Source organism: Candidatus Acetothermia bacterium (assembly GCA_024653305.1).
Taxonomy (GTDB): domain Bacteria; phylum Bipolaricaulota; class Bipolaricaulia; order Bipolaricaulales; family Bipolaricaulaceae; genus JACIWI01.
In genome coordinates this window covers 16,473-40,366 of sequence record JANLFW010000008.1, presented here as the reverse complement: position 1 = coordinate 40,366, position 23,894 = coordinate 16,473, and the positions used below count along the sequence as shown (strand labels likewise).

The 23,894-nt window shown below is 69.3% G+C and carries 25 protein-coding genes; 13 read left to right on the top strand and 12 right to left on the bottom strand.

Features of this window, described 5'->3' with window-relative positions; genetic code table 11:
- Window positions 1-5 precede the first annotated feature (5 nt).
- Together NUV94_04410 and NUV94_04405 are read right to left on the bottom strand one after the other, a co-directional pair.
- Entirely contained in the window at window positions 6-851 is an 846-nt protein-coding gene (locus NUV94_04410; protein MCR4392023.1) for an MBL fold metallo-hydrolase, read from the bottom strand.
- Entirely contained in the window at window positions 848-2,131 is a 1,284-nt protein-coding gene (locus NUV94_04405; protein MCR4392022.1) for an alkaline phosphatase family protein, read from the bottom strand. Before NUV94_04405 ends, NUV94_04410 begins: the two co-directional genes overlap by 4 nt.
- A 69-nt stretch (window positions 2,132-2,200) precedes the next feature.
- Between NUV94_04405 and serS the strand changes: the two genes are divergently transcribed.
- From serS to glgA, 5 genes are all read left to right on the top strand, one after another.
- Entirely contained in the window at window positions 2,201-3,472 is a 1,272-nt protein-coding gene (serS, locus tag NUV94_04400; protein MCR4392021.1) for a serine--tRNA ligase, read from the top strand.
- Window positions 3,469-4,239, top strand: coding sequence for an ABC transporter ATP-binding protein (locus NUV94_04395; GenBank protein ID MCR4392020.1), 771 nt, complete (start codon window positions 3,469-3,471; stop codon window positions 4,237-4,239). The genes serS and NUV94_04395 overlap by 4 nt, the downstream gene beginning before the upstream one ends.
- A gap of 58 nt (window positions 4,240-4,297) precedes the next feature.
- A complete protein-coding gene (locus NUV94_04390; GenBank protein ID MCR4392019.1) occupies window positions 4,298-5,968 on the top strand; it encodes a right-handed parallel beta-helix repeat-containing protein in 1,671 nt (556 codons plus the stop codon).
- Entirely contained in the window at window positions 5,965-7,128 is a 1,164-nt protein-coding gene (locus NUV94_04385) for an ABC transporter permease subunit (GenBank protein ID MCR4392018.1), read from the top strand. The genes NUV94_04390 and NUV94_04385 overlap by 4 nt, the downstream gene beginning before the upstream one ends.
- A gap of 159 nt (window positions 7,129-7,287) precedes the next feature.
- Entirely contained in the window at window positions 7,288-8,709 is a 1,422-nt protein-coding gene (gene glgA, locus NUV94_04380) for a glycogen synthase GlgA (GenBank protein MCR4392017.1), read from the top strand.
- Between the two features lie 184 nt (window positions 8,710-8,893).
- On the opposite strand, the gene NUV94_04375 is transcribed toward glgA, so the two are convergent.
- From NUV94_04375 to gltX, 5 genes are read right to left on the bottom strand one after another with little or no spacing between them, the layout of a single operon-like run.
- Entirely contained in the window at window positions 8,894-9,607 is a 714-nt protein-coding gene (locus tag NUV94_04375) for an ABC transporter permease (GenBank protein ID MCR4392016.1), read from the bottom strand.
- A complete protein-coding gene (locus NUV94_04370) occupies window positions 9,607-10,512 on the bottom strand; it encodes an ABC transporter ATP-binding protein (protein ID MCR4392015.1) in 906 nt (301 codons plus the stop codon). Before NUV94_04370 ends, NUV94_04375 begins: the two co-directional genes overlap by 1 nt.
- Window positions 10,509-11,072, bottom strand: a complete 564-nt coding sequence (locus NUV94_04365; GenBank protein ID MCR4392014.1) for a GNAT family N-acetyltransferase — start codon at window positions 11,070-11,072, stop codon at window positions 10,509-10,511. Before NUV94_04365 ends, NUV94_04370 begins: the two co-directional genes overlap by 4 nt.
- 17 nt (window positions 11,073-11,089) lie before the next feature.
- Complete coding sequence (locus NUV94_04360; GenBank protein ID MCR4392013.1) at window positions 11,090-13,258, bottom strand: sodium-translocating pyrophosphatase; 2,169 nt, start codon at window positions 13,256-13,258, stop codon at window positions 11,090-11,092.
- A 54-nt stretch (window positions 13,259-13,312) separates the two neighbouring features.
- Entirely contained in the window at window positions 13,313-14,731 is a 1,419-nt protein-coding gene (gltX, locus tag NUV94_04355; protein MCR4392012.1) for a glutamate--tRNA ligase, read from the bottom strand.
- A gap of 169 nt (window positions 14,732-14,900) precedes the next feature.
- On the opposite strand from gltX, the gene NUV94_04350 reads away from it, so the two are divergent.
- The 8 genes from NUV94_04350 to NUV94_04315 all read left to right on the top strand — a co-directional run bounded on the left by NUV94_04350 (window position 14,901) and on the right by NUV94_04315 (window position 21,422).
- Window positions 14,901-15,797 (top strand): hypothetical protein, encoded by an 897-nt coding sequence (locus NUV94_04350; GenBank protein ID MCR4392011.1) that lies wholly within the window; start codon window positions 14,901-14,903, stop codon window positions 15,795-15,797.
- Window positions 15,798-15,889: 92 nt separating this feature from the next.
- A complete protein-coding gene (locus NUV94_04345; GenBank protein MCR4392010.1) occupies window positions 15,890-16,129 on the top strand; it encodes a helix-turn-helix domain-containing protein in 240 nt (79 codons plus the stop codon).
- Window positions 16,126-18,603 carry a chromosome segregation protein SMC gene (locus NUV94_04340; protein MCR4392009.1) on the top strand — a complete coding sequence of 826 codons (2,478 nt, stop codon included), beginning with the start codon at window positions 16,126-16,128 and terminating at the stop codon, window positions 18,601-18,603. The genes NUV94_04345 and NUV94_04340 overlap by 4 nt, the downstream gene beginning before the upstream one ends.
- On the top strand, window positions 18,590-19,303 hold the full coding sequence (locus NUV94_04335) for a hypothetical protein (GenBank protein MCR4392008.1): 714 nt from the start codon (window positions 18,590-18,592) through the stop codon (window positions 19,301-19,303). The genes NUV94_04340 and NUV94_04335 overlap by 14 nt, the downstream gene beginning before the upstream one ends.
- Window positions 19,281-19,826: an SMC-Scp complex subunit ScpB gene (gene scpB / locus NUV94_04330; protein MCR4392007.1), complete on the top strand. Its 546-nt coding sequence runs from the start codon at window positions 19,281-19,283 to the stop codon at window positions 19,824-19,826. Before NUV94_04335 ends, scpB begins: the two co-directional genes overlap by 23 nt.
- Window positions 19,827-19,900: 74 nt before the next feature.
- Window positions 19,901-20,335, top strand: coding sequence for a 30S ribosomal protein S9 (rpsI, locus tag NUV94_04325; protein MCR4392006.1), 435 nt, complete (start codon window positions 19,901-19,903; stop codon window positions 20,333-20,335).
- Window positions 20,336-20,339: 4 nt separating this feature from the next.
- A complete protein-coding gene (gene rpmE / locus NUV94_04320; GenBank protein MCR4392005.1) occupies window positions 20,340-20,558 on the top strand; it encodes a 50S ribosomal protein L31 in 219 nt (72 codons plus the stop codon).
- Window positions 20,559-21,422 carry a DUF1385 domain-containing protein gene (locus tag NUV94_04315; GenBank protein MCR4392004.1) on the top strand — a complete coding sequence of 288 codons (864 nt, stop codon included), beginning with the start codon at window positions 20,559-20,561 and terminating at the stop codon, window positions 21,420-21,422.
- Here NUV94_04315 and NUV94_04310 read toward each other — a convergent pair.
- Genes NUV94_04310 through NUV94_04290 form a run of 5 tightly spaced genes read right to left on the bottom strand, consistent with a single transcriptional unit; the run spans window position 21,377 to window position 23,889 of the window.
- Window positions 21,377-22,228 (bottom strand): PHP domain-containing protein, encoded by an 852-nt coding sequence (locus NUV94_04310; GenBank protein ID MCR4392003.1) that lies wholly within the window; start codon window positions 22,226-22,228, stop codon window positions 21,377-21,379. The two genes, NUV94_04315 and NUV94_04310, sit on opposite strands and share 46 nt — an antisense overlap.
- Complete coding sequence (nusB, locus tag NUV94_04305; protein MCR4392002.1) at window positions 22,206-22,607, bottom strand: transcription antitermination factor NusB; 402 nt, start codon at window positions 22,605-22,607, stop codon at window positions 22,206-22,208. Before nusB ends, NUV94_04310 begins: the two co-directional genes overlap by 23 nt.
- A gap of 5 nt (window positions 22,608-22,612) precedes the next feature.
- The gene (locus tag NUV94_04300; protein MCR4392001.1) at window positions 22,613-23,131 is read right to left on the bottom strand and encodes an alkaline shock response membrane anchor protein AmaP; all 519 of its coding nucleotides are present in this window, start codon (window positions 23,129-23,131) and stop codon (window positions 22,613-22,615) included.
- Window position 23,132: 1 nt separating this feature from the next.
- Complete coding sequence (locus NUV94_04295; protein MCR4392000.1) at window positions 23,133-23,510, bottom strand: Asp23/Gls24 family envelope stress response protein; 378 nt, start codon at window positions 23,508-23,510, stop codon at window positions 23,133-23,135.
- On the bottom strand, window positions 23,503-23,889 hold the full coding sequence (locus tag NUV94_04290) for an Asp23/Gls24 family envelope stress response protein (protein ID MCR4391999.1): 387 nt from the start codon (window positions 23,887-23,889) through the stop codon (window positions 23,503-23,505). Before NUV94_04290 ends, NUV94_04295 begins: the two co-directional genes overlap by 8 nt.
- Between the last annotated feature and the right edge of the window lie 5 nt (window positions 23,890-23,894).

Genomic DNA, 23,894 nt, shown 5'->3' with positions numbered 1-23,894 from the left:
ATGCGTTATTCCAGGGTGACAACCTCGTCCGGGGGGATGAGCCGGACGCTGAACGGGAGCTTTTTCTGGGCGACCTCCCGCTCCACCGCCGCGAGCTCTCCCCGGTACCGGCTCGATATGTGGAAGGCAATCAATTCCTTTTGCACCTCCGCCTTCCGCGCGACCTCGATCGCTTCCCAGAGGGTGGCGTGTTTGTACTCCTTCCGGTCCTCCTCGGCAAGGAACGTCGCCTCGTGGCAGAGCACTTCCGTGCCCTGCACCAAGGCCGGGTTCAGCGGCACGGAGTCGCCGCCGTAGGAGAACAGGTACTGCACGTACTCCTCGGAGATCTCGTCCTTCCTTCCGGCCCGCACGAGGCCGAGGATCTCGTCCTGGGAGAACCCCCGGTAGTCGGGCTTGAGCCGCCGACGGACCTCGGCCACGTTGTACCCAAGCGAGGGCTCGCCACGGCTGTGCACGGTGGCGAACGCCTCGATGTACCGCGGCATCCGCCCCGGAAGAAGGTTCACCCGATCCCCGGGCTGAAGCGGAATCCACTCGAGGTGGTATTGGAGGCGGCGGTTGGTGCGGGCGAAGTAGTGGATGAGCTCGCTCACGAAGTGGCTCCCGGCCGGGTAGTGAACGCGGAGCTCCTTCTCCTGATCGCCCATGGCGTTGTTGCGGATGTTGATGAGCCCCATCAGCCCGGAGATGTGGTCGGCGTGGCCGTGGGAGAGGAACACGTGCTTGATCGCGAACACACGGTTCTCGAGGAAGATGCTCACCCCTTCCCCGCAGTCGAACAGGATCCGGTCCGGGGCGTAGTACATCCATGTGGAGTACAGGGCCTTGGAGTAGGCGATCAGTTTCATGGCCTCACCAGCGGTTGTCCTTCGAACTCGCCCGGGATGGGCAGCCCAAGCAGGGCCCACACCGTAGGCGGAACGTCCAGGATCGTCCCCGGTTGCGCCTCCCGCCCACGGATCCAGAGAAACGCCCCGTCCAACGTGTGCCCGCCCTGGCGCGGGGAAGGGCGGAACACGGGCCCTCCGTCCCAGCGGCCGCGCAGCTCGACCCCGGGAACGGGCAGCACCACCAGGTCCGGGCCCAAGCTAGCCCGCGGCCCGCGGTATACGTCCGCACCGGCCAGCACATCCGCCACCGCGGGCGCCCCGTCCGGCACCTTGAGCTCGCGCAGGGCAGTTTCCACCCGGGCGAGCCACCGGTCCCCATCGTCGGGGGCGATCCAGCCGTCCCGCTCCCGCCCCCGACGGAGGAGGTACACGCGCCCCGGGGTCAGGCTGTACGCGGCCGAGCCCGGCTTGACCCGCGAAAGGCCCGCTCCCGCGTCCCCAAGCTGGAGGAGGCCCGCCTCCACGAGGTGGGCGTTGAGGTCCACCTCCCACCGCGCGTCGGCGAACCCGTGGTCGGACAGGAGGAGAAGCTCCGTCCCCTCCGGCAGCGCGTCCACCACCTCGGATACGGCTTCCGCCACCCGCTCGTAGGCCGCCCAGAACCCCCGGTGTTGGGGGCCATCGGGCTTTCGGGAACGGAAGAAGAAGTGGTTCACCCGGTCGGTGACCATGATGTGGAAGTGGAAGAGATTCCAGTCCTCCCGCACCAGGCGCAGCGCGACCCGCCGCTGGCAGTCCAGGGATCGCCGGGCTTCCGCGAAAAACCGTTCGGGCTCGGCCACCAGCGCCGGATCGGGATCCACCACGTATCCCCCTTTCACCAGGTCCCGGGCCAACGCCTCGGGATACGCGGCCCGGGCCAGGTCCGGGGCGGGGAACCCGGCCACCAGCCACCCAGCGATCGGCCGCGCCGGGTAGGTGAGCGGCAGGTTCACCACGGCCGCCCGTCCGCCGACCCGCCCGAGCCGGTCCCACAGGGTGGGGGCAGCGAGGTCCCACGACGTGGGCAGCCGTTCCCGCATCGTCCACGGGTCGCGGTCCACGAACCCGTAGATCCCGTGGGTCCCTGGGCCGACCCCGGTGGCGTAGGTGGCCCAGGCCACCGACGAGATGGGGGGGATGGTGGACCGAAGCGGAACTGCCGCCCCTTGGGCCCAAAGCGCACCCAGGGGCGCGAGCCGCCCGGAGGCAAACGCCTCCTCCACGAGCGAGCCCGGCACCCCATCCAAGCTGATCACGCAGACACGTTCGTTACGGTGAAACGCCATGGACCCCCTGAAGCGTCAGGATTATACTGGCGTCTAACCATGCTCGACATACGCACGATTCGAAGCGATCCGGACCGGGTTCTGACCCGCCTCCGCCGCCGCGACCCCACGATCGACCTCGCCCCGCTCCTTGCCCTGGACGAGGAACGGCGGGAGCTCCTGAAACGGGTTGAGGACCTACGTCGCCGCCAGAACGAGGGCTCGGAGGAGGTGGCCGCCCTGGCTCGGGAGGGCCGTGCGGCCGAGCGCGACGCCCTCCTCGCCGAGCTGCGGGAGGTGGCGGCGCAGCGGAAGGACGCGGAGGAACGCCTCGCCCAGGTGGAGCAGAAGCTCTCGGCGGAGCTCCTCACGCTGCCCAACATCCCCCACGATTCGGTCCCCACCGGGACCAAGGAGGAGAAGGTCGTCCTCCGCTCGTTCGGGGAGCCGCCGGCGTTCGACTGCCCCGCCAAGCACCACCTGGCTCTCGCCGAAGACCTTGGGCTCCTGGACATGGAGCGGGCGGCCAAGGTGGCCGGGGCCCGGTTCCCCATGTACACGGGAGAAGGGGCACTCCTGGAGTTCACCCTCATCCACTGGATGCTCGAACTCCACGCGCGGGACCACGGGTACCGCCCCATCCTCCCCCCGATCCTCGCCAACCGCACCTCGTTCCTCGTGTCCGGGCAGCTCCCCAAGTTCGAGGACGAGCTCTACCGCTGTCCCGAGGACGGCCTCTACCTCAACCCGACCGCGGAGTCGCTGCTTGTGAACCTCCATCGGGACGAGATCCTGTCCGAAGAGGATCTCCCCTTGCGGTATGTTGCCTACACCCCGTGCTTCCGCCGTGAGGCGGGGAGCTACGGGGAGGAGCAGCGGGGCCTGATCCGCGTCCACCAGTTCAACAAAATTGAGCTGTTCCACTACACGACCCCGGAGCGGTCCTACGACGACCTGGACGAACTCGTCGGCCACGCGGAAGCGATCCTCAAGCGTCTCGGCCTCCACTATCGGGTGGCCCTCCTCACCGCCCAAGACCTGGCCCAGCAGTCGGCGAAGACGATCGACCTCGAGGTGTGGCTTCCTGCTCAAGGCCGCTACTACGAGGTCTCTTCCTGCTCGAACTGCGAGGACTACCAGGCCCGGCGAGGGAACATCCGGTATCGGCCGGCCCAGGGGGGCCGACCGCGGTTCGTCCACACCCTGAACGGGTCCGGACTCGCCACGTCCCGGCTGTTCGCGGCCATCCTCGAGCAGAACCAGACCGCGGACGGGAAGGTCACCCTGCCCCCAGTGCTGGCCGAGCGCCTCGGGGAACGCACCCTGGAATGACCGCGATCGTCGCCGAGGGGCTGACCAAGGTGTTCCGGGCCCGGCGCGGCCCGGTGCGGGCGGTGGACGGCCTCTCGTTCACCGTGGAGGAGGGGGAGATCTTTGGCCTCCTCGGCCCTAACGGGGCCGGCAAGACCACGACCTTACGGACGCTCGCCACCCTCCTCCGGCCGACCGCGGGCCGGGCCGAGGTGTACGGACACGACGTGCGCAAGGATCCCCAACGGGTGCGGGAAGTGCTCGGGTTCCTGGCCACGGAGACCGGCCTGTACGAACGGCTCACCCCGTGGGAGACGCTTCTCTTCTTCGGCCGCGTGTTCGGCCTTCCTCAATCGGAGGTGGCGGGACGGGCGGAGGCGGTGCTCACGACGCTGGGGTTATGGGAGCTCAAGGACCGGCGGGTGGGGACGCTGTCCACCGGGGAGCGGCAGAAGCTCTCGTTTGCGCGGTGCCTGATCCACGACCCGCCGCTCCTCGTCCTGGACGAGCCTACCGCCGGGCTCGACGTGTTCGTGGCCCGGGCCGTGGCGGACCTCGTCCTGGAGCTCCGCGAGGCGGGGAAGACCGTGCTCCTCTCCACCCACAACATGCACCTCGCCGAGCGGCTGTGCGGGCGGGTGGGGATCATCCACCGGGGGCGGCTGGTGGCGGTGGGGACCCCCGACGAGCTGGGGGCGGCGGTGGGAGGCGCGGACTTCGAGGAGGTGTTCTTCCGCACCTTGGAACGGGCGGGGCTGTCCTTCGGTGGGGCGAAGGCTGTCCCTTAACGGACGGGGAGTGGCGTGGTACCATGGCCCCGGGTTAGCTCTCTTAAGGAGGGGGAAGATGCGCAACGCCATCGTGTTGCTGGCCGTGATGGGGATGGCCGCCCTGGCCTGGGGTCAGGGATGGGGCCCGCACGCCCCCATCTTCATCCACGGCGACGACCAGTTCACCTGGGAGAACGGGGTGACGGGCGGCTCGGGCACGGCGGAGGACCCTTACGTGATCGAGGGCTGGATCATCGACACCAAGGGCTACGATTACGGGATCTACATCGACCACACCCGCGCCCACTTCGTGATCCGCAACTGCCAGATCCGCTATCCCCAGGAGAAGGCGGGGATCATGCTCTCGGCCGTGCGCAACGGCCGCATCGAGGGCACCAGCGTGTACGGCGGCCGAGTAGGGATCCACCTCCTTGCGACCAGCGACACCGTCGTCACCGGAAGTGCCATCGGCTACTGTGACTACGGCGTCGTGGTCTCCACGGCCTCCGAGCGCAACGTGATCTACGGCAACAGCGTCATCGGCTGCGGGTTCCCGGCCCAGGACGAGGGGCGGGACAACCGCTGGCACCACGAGGGCCGGGGCAACCACTGGTCCGACTACCGCGGCCCGGACCTGAACAAGGACGGGATCGGGGATACCCCGTACGAGTTGGTCCCGGATCGCTATCCCCTCATCGAACCGCCGGTGAAGCTGCCGGAGGGGGCCGCCCCGATGCGCACCGTCAACCTGTCCCAGGTCGGGGAGCGGGGGATCGTGGCCCTGGCCCCGGGGAGCTTGCTCCGGCTCACCGCCACCGACATCGGGGTCGGGGTGGACAAGATCCTGTACCGCTTGGACGGCGGAGAATGGATCGCCTACAAGGACCCGTTCCCCCTCCCCGGGGGCCGGGCCATAGTGCGCATGGAGTACTACGCGGTGGACAAGCTGGGGAACCGCGAGCCCGTGAAGTCCCTGACCATCTACCTCGACATCCAGCCGCCGGTGACGCGGATCGTCGCCGGCGACCCACACTACCTCGCCCCGGACGGGAAGCTGTGGGTCACGTCCCGCACCCCGCTCGAACTTAGGAGCGAGGACGCGTCCGGCACGGCCAACATCTTCTTCCGCATCGACGAGGGGGCGTGGCGGAACTACATCGAGCCGTTCACCATTCCCGGCCCGGAGGGCCCGCACAAGGTCGACTACTACGCGATCGACCTCTACGGAAACCGGGAGGCGGTCCAGTCGGCGGTCCTGTGGAAGGACGACTCCGCTCCCTCCACCCAACCGTCCATGGCCGAAGGGGGCAAGCCCCCTTTTGAGGAACCGGCGCCGAAGGCCCCGGTGACGGAAACCCCGGTCCCTCCGGCGCCGCAGCCGCCTGTGACGCCCCCGGCGCTGACGTTCCGGATCACCCTGACCCAGGCCAATCTCGTGGAGGACTTGGGCGTGGGGTCCGACTGGAAGCTCAGCTGCGCGCTGAACGGCGAGGTGAAGGAGATCCAGACGGCGTCCCTCCCCCTCCTCCTGTACCGTGGGGCGGCGACGGAGCTCAGCCTCACCCTGTGGGCCACGGAGGTGGACGAGGCCCAGGACGACGTGGGCGAGCACGTCCTCACCCTGTCCCCGCCGTGGACGGTGGCGAGCTACGACCTCGAGGTCGTGGTGTACGAGGACGGCGTGCAGACGAGCGAGAAGCTCGCGCGCTGGCGGTTCACGGTGGAGGTGACCGAGGCGGGCCGGTGAGCGGCGTGTGGTCGCTGTTCGCCAAGGAGATGCGGCAGGCGGTCCGCGATCGGCGGACCGTCTTCATCACCGTGTTCTTCCCCCTCGTGTTCTATCCGCTCCTCTTTGGCTTCATGGGCGGGCTCATCCGCAAGGAGGAAAGCCGCCTCGCCGAGCTTGTCCCCCGGGTGCTGGTGGTGGCGGAGGGGGAGGATGCCCTGGCGCGGGCGTTGCGGGAGGCCAGGGAGCTTGAGGTGTGGTTCGTCCCCGACGTCGCCGTGGGCAAAGAGGAGCTCACCGGGGGATACGCGGACGTGGTGCTGGAGGTTCGGCCGGTGCCCGAACGGGGCGAGCTCGGCTACGCCCTCACCCTGTACGGGGTCGGGACGCGCCCCGAGGCCCAGGCCGCGGTGGCCAAGGTGAAGGCGTTCCTCCAGGCGTACTTCCAGGGGGTGGTCCTGGCCCGGCTGAGCGACCTCGGGATCGATCCCAAGGATCTCGAGCCCCCGTTTTCCATTGCCGTGGTGGACGTGGAGGGAGAGACGGCGCTGGGGCGGATGCTCCTCTCCCGGATGCTCCCCTATTTTCTGGTCCTGTCCATCATCTCCGGGGCGATGGGGTTCGGGGCGGAGATCACCGCCGGGGAGAAGGAGCGGGGGACGCTGGCGACCCTGCTCGTGTCCCGCCTCACCCGCACCGAGGTCGTGGCCGGGAAATTCTTGGCCATTCTCGCCGTGTCCCTGACCACGACGTTTCTTTCCGCGGTAGGGCTGCTCCTGGGGATTCGGTCGTTCGGGGCCGGGCTGGGCGGATTGTCCCTCGCCGCCGCGGGGTGGATCCTCGTGCTGCTTCTGCCGCTGGCGATGGCCCTGGCGGCGGTGGTGCTGATCGTGGGGAGCTTCGCCCGAAACCAGAAGGAGGCGAGCGCGTACCTTCTGCCCCTGGTGATGCTGATCGTGCTCGTGGGCGTATCCACCATGGTCGGGACGGCCGAGCCCCAAGGGGCGCGGCTGGCGATCCCCATCGCCGGGCCTCTAGCCGCCATCCAGCGGGCGCTGGCGGGCACACTCGCCCCGGCTGAGGTGGGGTGGGCGTTTCTGTCCTCGCTCGCCTTGGCCCTTGGCCTCCTCGCCATCGCCGTGCGCGTGTTCCGGTCGGAGCAGGTCCTGTTTCGGGTCTAGATCCCCTCCTGCCCCTAGACCGGGGAGGCGATCCCGGTCAACCCAAGGGACCTGCGTTGGCCTTGCCTCCCTTGGCCCAGGCGGCGCCGGGGGCGGTTTGACGCGGCCTGTCCGCCGCGGGATAGTGGAGGGCGCACGGAGGTGAACAAGATGCGGGTCATGTTCGTTGCAGCGGAGGTGGCGCCGTTCGCCAAGGTGGGGGGCCTGGCCGATGTGGCCGCCGCCCTGCCCCGGGCCCTGGCCGAACTGGGGGTGGAGACGGCGGTGGTCGCCCCCAAGTACCGGGTGGTGGCGGAGAGGGGGAAGCTATCCCGGGCTGCCCGGTTCACCGTCCCCGTGGCCGGGGAGGAGAAGCCGTGCACCGCATACCGGGGGACACTGCCCAAGAGCAAGGTCCCGGTCTACTTCTTGGGACACGACCCGTACTTCGACCGGCCGGGGATCTACGGGGAGAAGGGCGGGGAGTACCCGGATTCCCTGGCCCGGTTCACCTTCCTCTCCCGGGGGGCGCTCGCCCTGGCCGAGGCGCTGGCGTGGCGGCCGGACGTGATCCACGCCAACGACTGGCACACCGCCCTCATCCCGGTGTACCTCCGCCTCGGGAAGGCGGGTCTTCGCGCCAAGACCGTGTTCACCATCCACAACCTCGCCTACCAGGGGTGGTTCCCGGCCGACCAGGCTAGCGCCATCGGCCTCGATGCGGAAAGCATCCGTTTTCTCGCCATCGGGAACCACGTCAACCTCCTCAAGGGCGGCATCCAGGCCGCCGACCTCCTGACCACGGTCTCCCCGCGCTACGCCGTGGAGATCCTGGACCACGGGGAGGGCCTCGAAGCCGTCCTGCGGGCACGCAAAGACGACCTCGTGGGGGTGCTGAACGGGGTGGACTACACGGTGTGGAACCCGGCCCGCGATCCGTACCTGTGGGCGGCGTACTCCGCGGACGATCCCGCGGGCAAGACCGAGAACAAGCGGCGGCTGCGGGCGGAGCTTGGGCTCGTGGACGACGGAAGCCCCCTCGTGGGGATGATCTCCCGCCTCGCCGAGCAGAAGGGGTTCGACCTGGTAGCCCAGGCGTTTGACCGGATGATGGCGCTCGGCATCCAGTTCGTGGTCCTCGGCACCGGCGACCCCCGGTACGAGGCGTTCTTCCAAGAGGCGGTGGAGCGGTACCCAGGCCGGGCCAAGGCCCTGATCGCGTTCTCCGAGGAATGGGCCCATCGGATCGAGGCCGCGGCCGACATCTTCCTCATGCCGTCCCGGTTCGAGCCGTGCGGCCTCAACCAGATGTACTCGCTGCGGTACGGGGCGGTACCGGTGGTGCGGGCCACCGGCGGGCTCAAGGACACGGTCCACGAGTGCGACCCGGTGCGCGATACAGGGAACGGGTTCACGTTCACGGACTACACCGCGGACGCGATGCTCGAGGCTCTGGGACGGGCGGTGCACCTCTTTCGCCGGGATCCGGCGGCATGGCGGCGGCTTGTGCAGCGCGGGATGCGCGAGGACCACTCCTGGACACGGTCGGCCCAGGTACACCTGACCCTGTACGAGCGCCTGCTCGGCCAGCAAAGCCCGTGATGCGTGACGGGTATAGGCGAAATGCGACCGCAAACGGCGCGGTACCCCATCGTCCTCCTGCCGACGACTTCGGCAACGTGATGCGGCGGACGTTCCCTCGGTGAAATAAGGCCCGGGGGCGGCGATTCAGATCGAACGGTGCCGGATGAAATCGCAATCCCCGGAGCCCCTGGAGAAAAACCGTTCACTTCCATCGAGTGAGGATCTCCTCACGGCGGAACAGCTTCGTCGCGAGGTAGAGGAGGCCGAGGTCGAGGAGGACGAGGAGCCCCCCCTCCAGGATCACCAGAACCAGGTTCACCACGGTCATGCGGGCGGAGTAGACGATGAGGGGGATGAGCGAGGGGACCACGGCCAGGCCGGAGAACTGGTACGCCGCCCGGGGGTCGCTCGTCCGAGAGGAGATGAGCATGGACACGAGGACCCCGAACAGGGCTAGCAGCGGTGACAGGACGAAAATGGAGAGGAGCCACGGCACGGACAGCACGCCGGCCGGGATCTCCCCGAGGATGATCCGGGCCGCGATGACGAACAGCCCGAACACCCCCCACGTGAGAGCGAGGGCGGGCACCACTGCCACCAGCGCCTTCCCCACGAAGATCTCCCAGTCCGTAAGCGGGGTGGCGAGAAGGGGCTCGAGCGTCCCCTGCTCCTTCTCCCCGACGATCGAGTACACGGCGAGGGTGACCGGGATCATCACCGGGAGGACGAGGAAGTACATGAGCGCCGTGTTGAAGAGCGCAGCCTGGGCTCCCGGGGGAAGGCCCCGCCCCTGCCAGACCATGAACCCGGCGAATCCCCCCATGATGAGGGGAAGAAAGAGCGCCCCGTATAGGACCATCTTGATCTTGAAGAGCTCTTCCCACTCCTTCCGCACGAGCACCTTAAGCCGGGCCATCACTCCCCTCCCATGAGCTCAAGGTACACGTCCTCGAGCGTCCGCTCCAGCCGGGTCACGTACCGGATCTCCGCCCCCAGCTCCACCAGCCGCCGCACGAGCGCCGGGTTATCCCGGTCCGGATCGTCCACCTCCACCGTCAAGGAAGCTCCATCCAAGCTCGCCCCCTTGACAAACGGAAAGTCCAAGGCGCTCACGAGTTCCGGCCGTGGGTTCGCCAGCTCCACCACCACCCGGGTCCCGAACATCCTCCGCTTCAAGGCTTCCGGCCTGTCCAGGGCGATGAGGCGCGTGCGCAGCACAGCGATGCGCTGGCACAGCTCCTCCGCCTCCGGGAGGTTGTGGGTGCACAAAAGCACCGTGCGTCGCTCGCTCGCCAGCTCCCCGATGAACTCCCGCACCGCGCGGGCGCTCTCCGGATCCAGGCCGGAGGTGGGTTCGTCGAGGAACAGGACCTTCGGCTCGTGGACGAGGGCCCGCGCCAAAGCCAGCCTCTGCCGGAGACCCTTGGACAGCGTGGCCACCGCCTCGTCGCGGCGGTCCCAGAGGCCCAAGCGCTCCAGGTACCGCCGCGCCTGGGTCCCCGCGTCCCGCACCCCGTAGAGCTCAGCGAAGAACAGGAGGTTCCGCCGGACGGACAGGCGCTTGTAGAACCCGGGGGTCTCGGTGAGGACCCCCACGATCTTACGGATGGCCTGATCGTCCCGTCCCACCTCGTACCCGCCCACCCATGCCCGGCCCGAGGTGGGGGCGAGGAGGCAGGCGAGCATCCTCACGGTCGTGGTCTTCCCGGCCCCGTTGGGGCCAAGGAGCCCGAGGATTTCCCCCTCCCGCACCTCCAGGGCCAGGTCCTCCACCGCCGTTCGGGCGCCGAACCTTCGGGTCAGTCCCTCCGTACGGATCATGTCCCGACCTCCCTCGTGCGTGCCCCCGGCCATGCCTCAGCCCTTAGCCCCATCACCAGGATCTCCGCGCCCTTCCCAAAGAACAGCTGGGCGATCCGCAACCTCCCCTCATGGGCAAACCCCACCTTCTCGTAGGCGCGGATCGCCCGGGTGTTGGACGCCTGCACGTGCAAGGAAACCCGGCGCAACCCCAGGGTCCCGAACGCATGATCGAGAAGGAGCGAGAGCGCCTCCGGGCCGTAGCCCTGGCCCCAGAGGGCCTTCTCCCCGATGACGATGCCCACCTCCGCCGTTTCCCTTATCCAATCGATCCCAAACAGCCCGCAGATCCCGATGGGCCGGCTACCTCTCCTGAGCACGATCGCGAAGTGAACCCCGTCAGGAGCTGTGTACAGGCGCTCCACCCGCCCACCGCGGGCCGTGGGGAGGAGCGACCATGCCGGCAGGAGGTACCGGCCCACCTCGCGGTCGACCACCCACCGCTGGACGCGCCCGAGGTCCTCAGGCCCCACCGGCCGCAGGGACAGGCGCTCCCCGATCAGCTCCTCCGCCTGGGGCATCCTTTCCCCGACCCCGGTCACCGCATGAAGAACGGGATGACCGGGAACAGCGACGCGAACAGGAGCGAGATCACGCTCATCAGCTTGATCAGGATGTCCAGCGATGGCCCCACCGTGTCCTTGAGGGGGTCCCCCACCGTGTCCGCGATCACCCCGGCGGCGTGGGCCTCGGAACCCTTGCCACCGAAGTGCCCTTCCTCCACGTACTTCTTGGCGTTGTCCATCGCCCCTCCCGCGTTCGCGCAGTAGATGGCGAGCATGATCGCCGAGAGCAATGCCCCCACGAGGAACCCAGCCAGCGTGTACCGCCCGAACAGAAGCCCGACAAAGAGCGGCATCCCCAGGGCGAGGAGGGAGGGGAGCACCATCCGCCGCACCCCACCGTGGGCGGTGATCGTGATGCACCGCCGGTAATCAGGCGACTCCTCCCCGGACATGATCTTCGGGTTCTCCCGGAATTGCCTCCGGATCTCCTGGACCATCACGTCCGCGGTGCGGGACACGGCCCGGATGAGGAGGGCGGAGAACACGTAGGTGACCATCGCCCCCACGATCAGCCCGGCCACCACCATCCCCCCGATGGTGGGGTTGATGATCGGGATGTCCGGCACGCGGACTTCGTCCGCTCGTCCCGCCGCCGACCATAGATACGCCGCGATCAGCCCGAGCGCAGCGAACGCCGCCGACCCGATGGCGAACCCCTTGCCGATGGCAGCGGTGGTGTTGCCGATGGCGTCCAACTGGTCCGTGCGCTCCCGCACCGACGGATCGAGCTTGGCCATCGTCGCGATCCCGGCGGCGTTGTCCCCGATCGGACCGTACGAGTCCACCGACACCGTCATCCCCACGAACGACAGCATCCCCAACGCGGCGTAGGCCACCGCCAGGAGCCCCCCGAGCTGGTACGCGACCACCATGGCCACGGCGATGATCAGACACGGCCACAGGGCGGACATCATCCCCACCGCCATCCCCTCGGTGACCCCCACCGCAGCCCCCGACTGGTAGGCCTTGGCCAGCTGCCGGGTCGGCTTGTACCGGCTGGATGTGTAGTACTCGGACACGAACCCGATCGCGACCCCACTCACGATGCCCAGGATGGCCGCGTAAAACGGGACGAAGTTCAGGGGAGAAAGCCAGGTGGAAAGGGCGGCGAACCCGGCGGTGAGGAGGGCCCCGAGCCGGGTCCCGTTCATCAGAATCCCCTGCATCCCTTGCTCCCGACGGGAGAACCGGATGTAGGCGATGGCGATGAGGCAGGCCACGATGCCCCCGGTCACGTACAGGATCGGGAGCAGGGCGAACCACCAGAAAGGGGTGGCGAGGTTCTCCCCCAGGCCGAACTTGGCGAGAAGAACCTGGATGTCCGGGTTCCCCCGCCCGACGTAGATGTACAAAGAAATGACGATCGCGGAGATGACCGCCCCCACGAACGACTCCAAGAGGTCCGCCCCCAGTCCCCCCACGTCGCCCACGTTGTCCCCGACGTTGTCAGCGATCGTGGCCGGGTTGCGCGGGTCGTCCTCAGGGATCTTGAGCTCGACCTTCCCCACGAGGTCGGCGGCCATGTCTGCGGCCTTGGTGTAGATGCCTCCCCCGACGCGGTCGAACAGGGCCACCAGCGACGCCCCGGCGGAGTAGGCGGACACGATGAGGGCCGCCTTGATGAAGTTCACGTCCGCCCCGGGGATCCCGAAGATGGTCTTGGTGTGGATGTAGAGGACCTCAGGGTCGAACTCCCGCCGGAAGAGCCAGATCACCAGCACCAGCCCGCCTACAGCCAGGCCGGCCACCGCCATCCCCATCACCGACCCCCCGGAGAACGCTACGTTCAGGCTCTCTTTGAACGAGCTCTGGGCGGCGTGGGTGGTGCGGGCGTTGGCGAGCGTGGCCGCGTTCATCCCGATGAACCCGGCGGCCATGGCGAGACCCGATCCAACCCAGAACGCCACCGCCACCTCCCAATAGAAGAGCGCCCACAGCACCGCGCCCACCACGGCCAGGGTGATCGCCATCACCTTGGCCTCCGCGAGCATGAACGCCCACGCCCCCTCGCGGATGTACCCCTGGATCTCCCTCATCCGCTCTGTCCCCCGATCGCGGCGAGCTACCCAATACGTGGCGTAGGCCGACCAGGAGAGCGCTGCCACCGAGACCAGGGCCGCGGCCCCCAACATCAACCCCATGAAGCCTCCTTTCCATGTGGTCAAACGACAGTTGGAACCAAAATCGGTGTTACTCTACCCGTGTCGCCCTTCGCCCTCAAGGGCCAGCTCGAGCCGGGCCCGTACCTCGTCCGCCCCGAGGACGGCGCAGACCAGGGCGAGCTCCATCCCCTCCGAGCGCCCGGTGAGGGCGAGGCGCAGGGCGTGGAACACGTGCGTGCGGGGTACCCCGACCTCGTCGGCCACCGCCTGCACCAAGGGCCGCAGGTCGTCCCGCCCCAGGGACCGGGGCAGGCGGGCGAGGATACCCTCCAGGATCCGCGGGGCCGCCGCGGCGGCGAGCCCGGCCCGGACCTCGGGGGGGAGATCCGGCGGCCGGAGCAGCACGGCAAGATCGGGGTGCGCGGCGAGCTCGGCCAAGGTGGAGACCGAAGGGCGGACCGCGTCCAGTGCGGCCGCGAGCCGTGCCACGGGAACCCCGTCGGCGATCGCCCCGAGAAACGGCCGGGCCCGGGCGAGGAGCTCCTCCGGGGGGAGGCGCAGGAGGTGCTGGCGGTTGAGCCAGCGGAGCTTTTGGAGGTCGTACACCTGGGGAGGAAGTTGGACCTGGCGGAGCGAGAACGCGCCCACGAGCTCGTCCCGTGTGAACATCTCCTGCCCCGTCCCCGGGGACCACCCGAGGAGGGCGAGGTGGTTCACCACCGCCTCAGGGAGGAACCCTTGGGCCCGCAACGCCTCCACCGACGTCGCCCCGTGCCTCTTCGAGAGCTTCTTCCGGTCCGGGCCGAGGATCATCGACAGGTGCCCGAACCGGGGCGGCTCCCAGCCGAACGCCTCGTACAGCCAGATCTGCTTCGGGGTGTTGGAGAGATGATCTTCGGCCCGCAGGACGTGGGTGATGCCCATCTCGTGGTCGTCCACCACGCACGCCAGGTTGTAGGTGGGGGTGCCATCCGACTTCTGGATCACGAAGTCCCCGGTGGTCAGGCGGCGGAACCGGACCTCGCCGCGCAGGAAGTCGGAGAACGCCGTGGCCTTGGCCTCCTCGGGGACGCGGAACCGGATCGCCGGGCGGCGTCCGGCGGCCAGGTACCGCGCCCGCTCGGCCTCGGTGAGCCGACGGCAGTGCCCGTCATACTCGGGGATCTGGCCGCGCGCGAGCCGCTCTCGACGGCGGGCGGCGAGCTCGTCCGGGGGGCAGAAGCACGGGTAGGCGAGGCCCTTCTCCAGGAGCGCCTCCACGTACCGGCGGTACAGGGGCAGCCGGTCCGATTGAAAGTAAAGCTCGTCCCAATCAAGCGCCAGCCAGCGCAGCGCATCCAGGATCCCCTCCGCAAACCGCCTCTCGGACCGGGCAAGGTCGGTGTCCTCGATGCGCAGGATGAAAACTCCCCTCTCCTGACGGGCCCACAGCCAGGTGTAGAGGGCAGTACGGGCACCGCCCACGTGGAGCTCCCCGGTCGGACTTGGGGCGAAACGGACCCGGATGGCCATGGTCCTCGGGATTATACGGACGTGCCACCGGGAACCCGCCGCGGAGCCAGACACGTGTCCTCCCCGGGGACGACAAATCCCCCTCCCCGGACGCCCAGCGGGCCGTGTAGGGCACGGTGATCCAGGCTACCGTGGGCGTCCGGACGCCGGAAAGGAGGTACGGTCAACGATGATGAAGCGATGGGTGAGCGGGATGATGCTGGGGGCGATCCTCCTCGGCGGGGTGGTGCTGGCCCAAGGAGGGGTCCAGCTCCCGCCGAGTACAGAAGAGATCGCCGCCATGGAACGCGCGTTCAGCCAGGTCACGGAGTTCTTCGCCACGCTGATCTCCGAGCTCAAGGGGGCGGTGTCCACGCTGAACGCCGCCGATCAGGACATCCTCGCCAAATACCGGACGCTCGCGGTGCAGCTCAAGGACGCCGAGGCCAGGATCCTCCAGCTCCAGGACGTGTGCGCTCGGGTCCCCGCCCTCGCCAAGGGGGTGGAGGGGCTGTCCGCACGGCTGGAGGAGGCGTGGGCCAGGATCGGCGAGCTCCGGGCTGATGTGGAGGCCGGCAAGCAGACCGACCAGGAGCTGGCCGCGAGCATCGCCCTCCTCGCCGACAACTTGGAGAAGACCAAGAACCAGTTGATGGCGGCGATCGCCGAGCTGGGCAACAAGATGTCGGACATCGCCCGCCAGGCCAGCGATCACGAGACCCGCATCGCCGCCCTCGAGGCCCAGGACATCGGGTCGCTGCAGCGGCGGGTGCTGGCCCTGGAACAGGCAGCCCAGGCCCTGCAGATCAAGATTGAGAACAACCGGGAGAAGGTCGCGGGCCTCGAGAAGGCCCTCGGCGGGTTCACCGCCGACCTCGCGGCGACCAAGACCGCCCTCGGCGCGCTCACGGCCAAGGTGGATGAACACGAGGCCCGATTGAGCACGGTGGAGACCACGGTGGACGGGCTGGACGTGAAGGCGGTGCAGGAGGCGCTGGGCATGGCCCAGGGCCTGGCCACCATCGCCCTCCTCGCGGGGATCGCGGCCCTGGTCCTGTACTTGGTGGGCATGGGCGGCGGTGGCTGAGGCACGAGACGGGGCGCGGTGCACTCCGCGCCCTCTCTTTTGCCGATCCACGTAATGAACGTTATATTCGTAACACGCCCGGGAGGCGCGGGATGGACCCGGTTGGAGAGAAGCTCAAGCGGTACCGCCTACATCGCGGCCTGAGCAAGCGGGCACTGGCAGCGGAGCTGGGCGTGTCCGTGCCCACCATCCTACGCTGGGAGGAAGGGATGAGCCTGCCCAACGACTACAACCGCTACAAGATCGACCAACTCCTGGAGGGCCAGGGCCCGCCCCACCCCGCCGAACGCCCGCGCCTGGTGCTCCTCAGCCTGTTCGACCCGACCCCATGACCACGGCGATCCGACGCCTGACCATCCACGGGTTCAAGTCGTTCCGCCGCCGCGTGACGATCGACTTCTACCCCGGGTTCACCGCCATCGTCGGCGAGAACGGGTCCGGCAAGTCCAACATCCTCGACGCGCTCACGTTCGTCATGGGGCGGCGTTCCCAGGCCCTGCGCGCGGAACGGGTCGAGCATCTCCTCCACGTCCCCCCACGCGGGGAGCCGGTGGCCGAGGCCGAGGTCACACTGGTCTTCGACAACCGGTCCGGCATGTTCGACGAGCTCCTCCCCGCCCCGGCGGAGGAGGTCATCCTGTCCCGCCGCATCAACCGCACCGCCTCCACCTACCGCCTCCAGGGCCGCGTCTGCTCGGCCCGCGAGGTGGAACAGCTCCTCTCCCTGGCCCACATCGACCCAAGCGGCTACCACATCGTGGAACAGGGGATGGTCATCGACGTGCTGGAGCGGTCCCCGCGCCGCCGCCGGGAGATCCTGGACGAAGTAGCCGGCATCGCCGCCTACGAGGAGCGCAAGGTCAAGGCGATCGAGGAGCTCGGGCAAGTCAAGGAGCGGCTGAACACGAGCCGCATCCTCCTCGCCGAGCGTCGTCAGCGCTTGAGCGAACTCCATCGCCAGCGCGAGGCGGCCCTGGAATACCAGGCCCTCATCGCCGAGCGGGACAAGCTCGCCGCGACCTTGCAGTGGCGGCGGTGGGAGGCGCGCAAGGCGGCGCTGGACAAGGCCCTCGTCCACGCGGACCGCGCCCGGGACGAGATCGCCTCCCTCGCCGCGGAGGTGGATCGCCTGGACCAGGAGATCGAGGCCCGGGAACGGACGATGTCCCAGGCCAAGCCCGCCGTGGACGACGAGACCACCGACCTGGTACGCCGAGTGGAGCGGCTGCGCGGGGAGCTCGCGGCCAAGGAGGCGGAAGCCAAGCTCACCGAGCGGGAGATCGCCTCCCTCAAGGAGACCATCGCCGACATGGCCCATCTCTTGAGCCAGGGCGAGCGCCCGCCCCCCGCGGTGACGGCGATCCTGGACCTGAAATGGGACGGGGTGCTGAACACACTTGGGGAGCTGGCCCGCCCACGGGAGGGCATGGAGCTCGCCCTGGCCACCGCCCTGGGCGGCCATGTCCACGACCTCGTGGTGGAAAGCCGCGACCTCGCCCTCCGGTGTGTCCGGTACCTCAAGGAGAACGGGATCGGACGGGCCCGGTTCTTGCCCCTGGATCGATTGAGCGCGCCTGCCGTCTCGGCCAAGGCCCGCTCGGCAACCCGCCTCCCCGGGGTGCTGGGCCTTGCCATGGAGTTCGTGGATTGCCCGGCCGAGGTCCGGCCGGCGCTCCTGTACGTGCTCGGCGATACCTTGGTCGCCGAGTCCCTGGAGGCGGTGCGGACCGTGGACGGGGTCCGGGTGGTAACCGTGGACGGGGACCTCCTGGAACGGGGTGGGGCGATCGTCGGCGGGGCCCCGGGCAAGCGGTCCGGGCCGAACCTCGCCCCTCGCCAGGCCCAGCTCCGCAAGCGAGAGGAGGACCTGGCCCGTCTACGCCAGGAGGTGGAGCGCCTGTCGGCGGGGCTCACTGCCGCCGAGGCCGAGCTCGCGGAGCGGTCGCGCGCGGTGGCCCAAGCCCGGGCGGCCCGGACCAGCGAGGAAGGGGAGCTCCAGGCCCTGCGGGAGCGCCGGAAAGAGGCGTACCGGGAGCTGGAGCGGCGGCGGGCAGTGCTCTCCCGGTGCGAGCGGGAGGCCGCGGAGATCCAGGGGGAGCTTGCCGCGCTGGGGGAGGTGGCCCCGCCCCCCGACGGGGGCGAGCCCGGGTCCCCGGAGGTGCTCCAGGCCCGGCTGCGCCAGGCCGAGCGCCGCATCGCCGAGCTCGGGGCCGTGAACCTACGGGCGATCGAGGAGTACGACGCGTTCCTCGCGGAGTTCCAGCTCCTGAAAGAGCGGGTCGGGACCCTGGAGGCGGAAAAGCACGAGATCGAACGGTTCATCGGCGAGATCGAGACCAAAAAGCGGGAGAAGTTCCTCGCGACGATGGAGACGGTGTCGCAGGAGCTCGACCGCCTGTTCCGGTATCTCTTCGGGGGCGGGGAGGCCCGGCTCGCCCTGACCGAGCCGGGGAACATCGGGTCCGGGCTCCTCATCGAGGCCCGGCCCCCGGGCAAGGAGCCGCGCCTGCTCGATGCCCTGTCCGGTGGGGAGAAGACGCTGGTGGCGATCGCGTTCGTGTTGGCCCTGGCCGCCGGCCGGCCGGCCCCGTTCTACCTCCTCGACGAGGTGGACGCCGCCCTGGACCGGGCCAACTCCGAGCGCTTGGCCCACCTCCTTCGGGAGTACGCGCGGGATTCCCAAGTGATCGTGATCTCCCATAATGAGGAGCTGGTGCACTATGCAGACCGGGTGTACGGGGTGACCATGCGCGACGGGGCGTCCGAGGTGGTGGGAATGGAGCTGATCCACGATGCCCGAGCTTGAGGCCTTTGAGCCGCAGCGGTTCGTGAAGGCGGATTGGGAGGAGGTGTTCCGCCAGGTGACCCGCGACCTCAACCCGTGGACCCTGGACCTGGTGGAGCTGGTGGGCCGGTTCCGCGCGTACGTGGCCGAACGGGACCTGGAGCTGGCCGTTCCCGGGCGGATGGTGCTGGCCAGCTCCGTGCTTCTGCGCATGAAGTCGGATTGGGTTCGGGACGGCGGGGCGCCGCCGACGATGGCCGAGGCGCTGGACGAGATCACCGCGGAGATAGCGATCGCGGACGAAGAGGAGCCGGCCCCAGTGTACATCGCCCCGGAGCTGTGCCTCCCGATCCGCCGGCAGCCGCGGTCGCGGCCTACGCTCGCCGACCTGCGCCGGTCCCTCAAGGCGGCGTTGGCCAAGCAGGGGCGCTCCTCCCGCCCCGCGGCGAACCTGACCGCGGAGGACATGGGGATGGACGTGGAGCGGGAACCGTTCACGCGCCGGGTGGTGCGGCTCCTCAGGTACCTCCTGACCCTGGTCAACGGCCAGCGGGTGATCCCGTTCCAGGCCGTGGCCCCGGACGGGGATCCCAAGGAGCGGGTGGCCCGGTTCCTTGAGCTCCTCCACCTCGATGCCCAGGGCAAGATCCGGGTGTTCCAGGAGGAGTTCCTGGGGGAGATCCTGATCGAGGTCCCGGATGGACGCCAAGGCCCTGGTTGAGGCGGCCCTGTTCGTGGCCGACCGCCCCCTTTCCCTGCGCCGGCTCTCCCAGGCCCTGGGGCTCGCGGAGGAGGTGGTGGGGACGGCGCTCGCGGCGCTGGCCGCCGACCTCATCTCCCCGGATCGGGGGCTCGAGCTCGCCCAAGAAGGTGGCGGGTACACGCTGCGGGTTAAAGGGGAATTGGCGGAGCGGGTCCGGCCACTTGCCCCGCACCAGGACATCCCCGAGCCGGTGCTGCGTACCCTGGCCGTCATCGCCTGGAAGACCCCCATCCTCCAGTGCGAGGTGGTGAAGCTCCGGGGGCAGCGCGCCTACGGTCATATCCGGGACCTCGTCGCCCGCGGGTTCGTCCAGGCCCAGGACCAAGGGCCCACGAAAGTCCTGTCCGTAACCCCTACCCTCCTCCGCTACTTCGGGGTGGCCACGCTGGACGAACTCCGGGCCCAATTGGAGGCGGACACCCCGAGGCCCTCCGGGGCGCCCGCTTCCCACCACGGCCCCTCCCCCGAGCCCGCAGGTTGACGGGGCTCTGGACACCGGGTAGGATGCTGGCTGGATTCCGACGATCGGAGGTGAACGTCCCCTTGGAGCAAGTCATGGAAAGCGCACCCCGTCCCTCCACCGCCACCGGCGGCGCCGTCCACGGCGTCGGCCGACGGAAGGAAGCGGTGGCCCGGGTCTACCTGCGGGAAGGCGCAGGGCGGGTGTGGATCAACGGACGTCCGGCGGAGCAGTACTTCGCTGCGTTCTCGTTCGTGAAGGATTACCTGAACCGACACCTCCTCACCCCGTTCTACATCACCGGCACCTTGGGCCGCTACGACGTGCGGGCCCGGGTGGCCGGCGGTGGCCCCACCGGGCAGTTGGAGGCGGTCCGGCTCGGAATTGCCCGTGCCCTCGTCGAGGTGGCCCCGGAGTTCAAGAAGCCGCTCAAGGACGCGGGCCTCCTCACCCGCGACGCTCGGGAAGTGGAGCGCAAGAAGTACGGCCATCGCAAGGCCCGGAAAAAGGAACAGTACTCCAAGCGGTGAGACGATGAAAAAGGACATCCATCCCGAGCTCCACCGCACGGTGATCCGCTGCAGCTGTGGCGCCGAGTTCGAGACCCTGTCCACGAAGAAGGACCTGCACGTGGACGTGTGCTCCCGCTGCCACCCGTTCTTCACCGGCGAGTCGCGCCTGGTGGACGCGGAGGGGCGTGTGGAGCGGTTCGCCCGCAAGTACGGCAAGGACTGGCAGGCGAAGTCCACGTAGATGCCGATCGGGGGCCAGGCGGTCATCGAGGGGGTGATGCTCCAGCACGGCCACCGCGTGGCGGTGGCCGTGCGCACCCCAACGGGGGAGATCGTGGTCGAGCCCGTGCCGGCGGTGGCCCCATTTCCGCGCGTCGAGCGGATCCCATTCCTGCGCGGGCCGATCAAGCTCTACCAGATGCTCGCCCTGGGCCTGCGCGCCCTGCAGCGGTCCGCCGAGCTCGCCTATCCGGAGGAGGCCCCAGGGTCACGGTGGGGGTTCGCCGTGACCATCATCCTTGCGCTGGTGCTCCTCGTGGGCGGGTTCATCGTCCTGCCCCTGTACCTGGCCGGGCTGACCCGCGTGGGTCACCCGGTGCTGTTCAACCTGGTGGAGGGGGGGATCCGGGTGGCCCTGTTCTTCCTCTACCTGTACGCGATCTCGTTCCTGCGCGACATCCGCCGCGTGTTCCAGTACCATGGGGCGGAGCACAAGGTGGTCCACGCCTACGAGGATGGCCACGGCCTGTCCCTGGCCGCAGCCCGGGGCAAGAGCCCCCTCCACGCCCGCTGCGGCACGAGCTTTCTCCTCCTGTTCGTGGTGGTGGCGATCCTCGTGTTCTCCGTGGTGGTCACCGACAGCTGGTGGGTCCGGCTCGCCGGACGGCTCCTCCTCCTCCCGGTGGTGGCGGCGGTGGCATATGAGCTTTTGCAACTGGGCGGGCGCTATCCCCACGCGTGGTGGCTGCGCCCGCTCCTCTGGCCCGGGCTCCTTCTGCAGCGGCTGACCACCCGGGAGCCGGCCGACGACCAACTGGAGGTGGCCCTGGCCGTGCTGCGCTACGTCACCGAGGACGCGGCGCGGAGCCTGTCCACCACCGCGTAGGGCACCCGCACCCGGCCCACGCTTTCCTTCACCGACCCCGGCCCGTGGTCGTCGGAGCCCCCGGTGGGGATGAGCGCAAGCTTCGCGGCCAAGGCCTCGATCTCGGCCGCATCCACGTGCACCGCCCGCTGGGACTGATCGTAGGGGTAATAGGTCTCCACCGCCGCCATCCCCTGGGCGGAGAGCGCGGCCAAGACGGGCTCCCAATCGGTGAACGGCAGGAACCCGGGGTGGGCGAGGGCGGCCACCCCGCCGGCGCTACGGATGGCGGCGATCACCTGGCGGCTGGAGGGGCGGGGGAGGGGGACATAGCAGGGGCACCCTTCGGACAGGTACCGTTGGAACGCGTCCTCATAGGTGGCCGCCACTCCCCGCCGGACGAGCACCGCCGCGAGGTGCGGCCGGCCCACCGATCCCGCGGCCTCCCCGGCCACCTCCTCGAGGTCGATCCCCACCCCCAGCACCTCCCGACACCGCCGTACCATCTCCTCCATCCGCCGCCCCCGCGCCGCCGCCATCCACGCGAACAGCTCCTGAAGCGCCGGCTGCCCAGGGGTCAGGAAGTACCCGAGGATCTCCCCCCGCTCCCCCAGCACCTCGGCCTTGACCTCGACCCCGCAGATCACCTCCACCCCGTCCACCTCCACACAAGGGGCGATGAGGTCGGGGCCAATCGTGTCGTGGTCGGTGATGGCGATGCAGGAGAGCCCGGCCGCTTTGGCCCGCCGGACCATGCCCGGGACGTCCAGGGTCCCATCCGACCAGCGGGTGTGGAGGTGGAGGTCAGCCCAACGTTCGCCCGTCACCGCGTCGTTCCTTCCGCTCCCGGTCCAGGATCCCGTTGACCACCGCCGGCGCCCGCTCGGTCCCGTACGCCTTGGCCAGTTCCACCGCCTCGTCCATCACCACCTCCGGGGGGGTATCGGTGAAGAGGAGCTCGTAGAGGCCAAGGCGCAGGATGTTGCGATCCACAAGGGGCAACCGGTCCAGCCTCCAGCCCATGGCGCGGGCATCGATGACGCGGTCGATCTCCTCCTGATGGGCGAGGATGCCGGCGAGGAGGGACCGGGCAAACGCGGTTTCTCTCCCCAGGTCCTCGTCGGCGAGGAGCTCCTCAGGGGACAAGGGCAGGAACTCCCGCCGGTAGAGGCTTCGGAGGACGGCTTCCCGGGCCCGCCGGCGCACGGCCGCTACAGATTCTTTCGGGAGGCGCCCCGGACGACGAGGCGGACCTCGTGCACCTCAAGCCCCGTCTTGGCCGCTACTTCCTGGGCGAGCAAGTTCTGGAGGCGCTCCGCCAGGGGCGGGATCTCCTCCTCGGCCGGGAGCTTGAGGACCACCCGCAGGGCCACCCCTTCGCCCACCGGGCGCAGGGCCACCCGGAACCCGGTGAGCCCGAGCTCCCCGGCGAGGAGCCCAGCCGCCAATTGCCGCACGGTATCCGGGCAGATGAAGATCTCCCCCTTCGGCCCCGACCGCCGCAGCGCCCGCCGGGCCGCCCGGCGCCGGAGGGCGAGCGCCGCGATCACCGCGGCCCCGGCCAAGAACGCGGCGGCGAGGATCCCCAGCACCGCCCGCACCAGCACCGGGTTCAAGGCCCTCCCCCCGCTGATCCACACCTCCGGCGTCCCCCACGCCGCACCCACGGCCGCCGCCACCGCGACGAGAAGGAGGATCACCCCCTCCAACCCCAGCAAAAAGCCGCCCACGTCATCCCCTCCTCTCCCCCGGCTTCCCCCCCTCCGGGAACACCACCCGCACCACCTCCACGTCCACCATGTCCACCGGCAGCGCGGTCATCTTCTCCACCTCGGCCTTGACCTTCTCCTGGAGCTGCTGGGCCACCTCGTGCACCACGTACCCGTACACCACGCCCACCTTGAGGCCGATCTTCACCCGGCCTTCCGTGAGCTCCGTCTCCACCAGCTTGCGCACCGCCTCCCCCTTGGGCAGGACTCCCCCTTTGGGCGGGGCAATCCCCTCCACCTCGGTGGCGATGACCCCAGCGATGGTGGCGATGACGTCCTTGGAGATGCTGATCTTGCCTTCCTCGGGACCGCCCTCGACGTACTCCGCTTCCTTAGGCATCCTCTCCGCCCTCCTCCAGCATCAGGATCTCCTCAGGTGGGACCACCTGCCGGACATACACATCCACCCGACCGACCGACGCCCCGATAAACCCTTCCAGGTCCTCGCGCACCGCCTGTTGAACCCCCTGGGCTACCTCGTGCACCGGGTAGCCGAGGACAACGGCGATGCGCAGCTCCACGTCAACGGTATCGCCGTGGATCGAGGCCTGCACTCCTTCTTCGGGGCCGGCGAAGATCCCGATGATCCCGCCCCCGCCCCGCAGGGGCCGCACCCCCTCGACCCGCTCCACTGCCCGAGCGGCGATGGCCGTCAACACCTCCTGGCGCACCACCAACCGGCCCAGGGGTTGCTTCAGCTCCAGCTTCTGTTCCGCCATCCTCG

Coding starts and splice junctions, on each gene's coding strand:
- NUV94_04340 (MCR4392009.1), top strand. CDS start 16,126: ATGACCACGGCGATCCGACGCCTGACCATCCACGGGTTCAAGTCGTTC.
- NUV94_04290 (MCR4391999.1), bottom strand. CDS start 23,889: ATGGCGGAACAGAAGCTGGAGCTGAAGCAACCCCTGGGCCGGTTGGTG.
- NUV94_04345 (MCR4392010.1), top strand. CDS start 15,890: ATGGACCCGGTTGGAGAGAAGCTCAAGCGGTACCGCCTACATCGCGGC.
- NUV94_04370 (MCR4392015.1), bottom strand. CDS start 10,512: ATGATCCGTACGGAGGGACTGACCCGAAGGTTCGGCGCCCGAACGGCG.
- gltX (MCR4392012.1), bottom strand. CDS start 14,731: ATGGCCATCCGGGTCCGTTTCGCCCCAAGTCCGACCGGGGAGCTCCAC.
- NUV94_04365 (MCR4392014.1), bottom strand. CDS start 11,072: ATGCCCCAGGCGGAGGAGCTGATCGGGGAGCGCCTGTCCCTGCGGCCG.
- NUV94_04395 (MCR4392020.1), top strand. CDS start 3,469: ATGACCGCGATCGTCGCCGAGGGGCTGACCAAGGTGTTCCGGGCCCGG.
- NUV94_04335 (MCR4392008.1), top strand. CDS start 18,590: ATGCCCGAGCTTGAGGCCTTTGAGCCGCAGCGGTTCGTGAAGGCGGAT.
- NUV94_04295 (MCR4392000.1), bottom strand. CDS start 23,510: ATGCCTAAGGAAGCGGAGTACGTCGAGGGCGGTCCCGAGGAAGGCAAG.
- serS (MCR4392021.1), top strand. CDS start 2,201: ATGCTCGACATACGCACGATTCGAAGCGATCCGGACCGGGTTCTGACC.
- NUV94_04360 (MCR4392013.1), bottom strand. CDS start 13,258: ATGGGGTTGATGTTGGGGGCCGCGGCCCTGGTCTCGGTGGCAGCGCTC.
- rpsI (MCR4392006.1), top strand. CDS start 19,901: ATGGAAAGCGCACCCCGTCCCTCCACCGCCACCGGCGGCGCCGTCCAC.
- NUV94_04315 (MCR4392004.1), top strand. CDS start 20,559: ATGCCGATCGGGGGCCAGGCGGTCATCGAGGGGGTGATGCTCCAGCAC.
- rpmE (MCR4392005.1), top strand. CDS start 20,340: ATGAAAAAGGACATCCATCCCGAGCTCCACCGCACGGTGATCCGCTGC.
- NUV94_04410 (MCR4392023.1), bottom strand. CDS start 851: ATGAAACTGATCGCCTACTCCAAGGCCCTGTACTCCACATGGATGTAC.
- NUV94_04375 (MCR4392016.1), bottom strand. CDS start 9,607: ATGGCCCGGCTTAAGGTGCTCGTGCGGAAGGAGTGGGAAGAGCTCTTC.
- NUV94_04390 (MCR4392019.1), top strand. CDS start 4,298: ATGCGCAACGCCATCGTGTTGCTGGCCGTGATGGGGATGGCCGCCCTG.
- scpB (MCR4392007.1), top strand. CDS start 19,281: ATGGACGCCAAGGCCCTGGTTGAGGCGGCCCTGTTCGTGGCCGACCGC.
- NUV94_04350 (MCR4392011.1), top strand. CDS start 14,901: ATGATGAAGCGATGGGTGAGCGGGATGATGCTGGGGGCGATCCTCCTC.
- glgA (MCR4392017.1), top strand. CDS start 7,288: ATGTTCGTTGCAGCGGAGGTGGCGCCGTTCGCCAAGGTGGGGGGCCTG.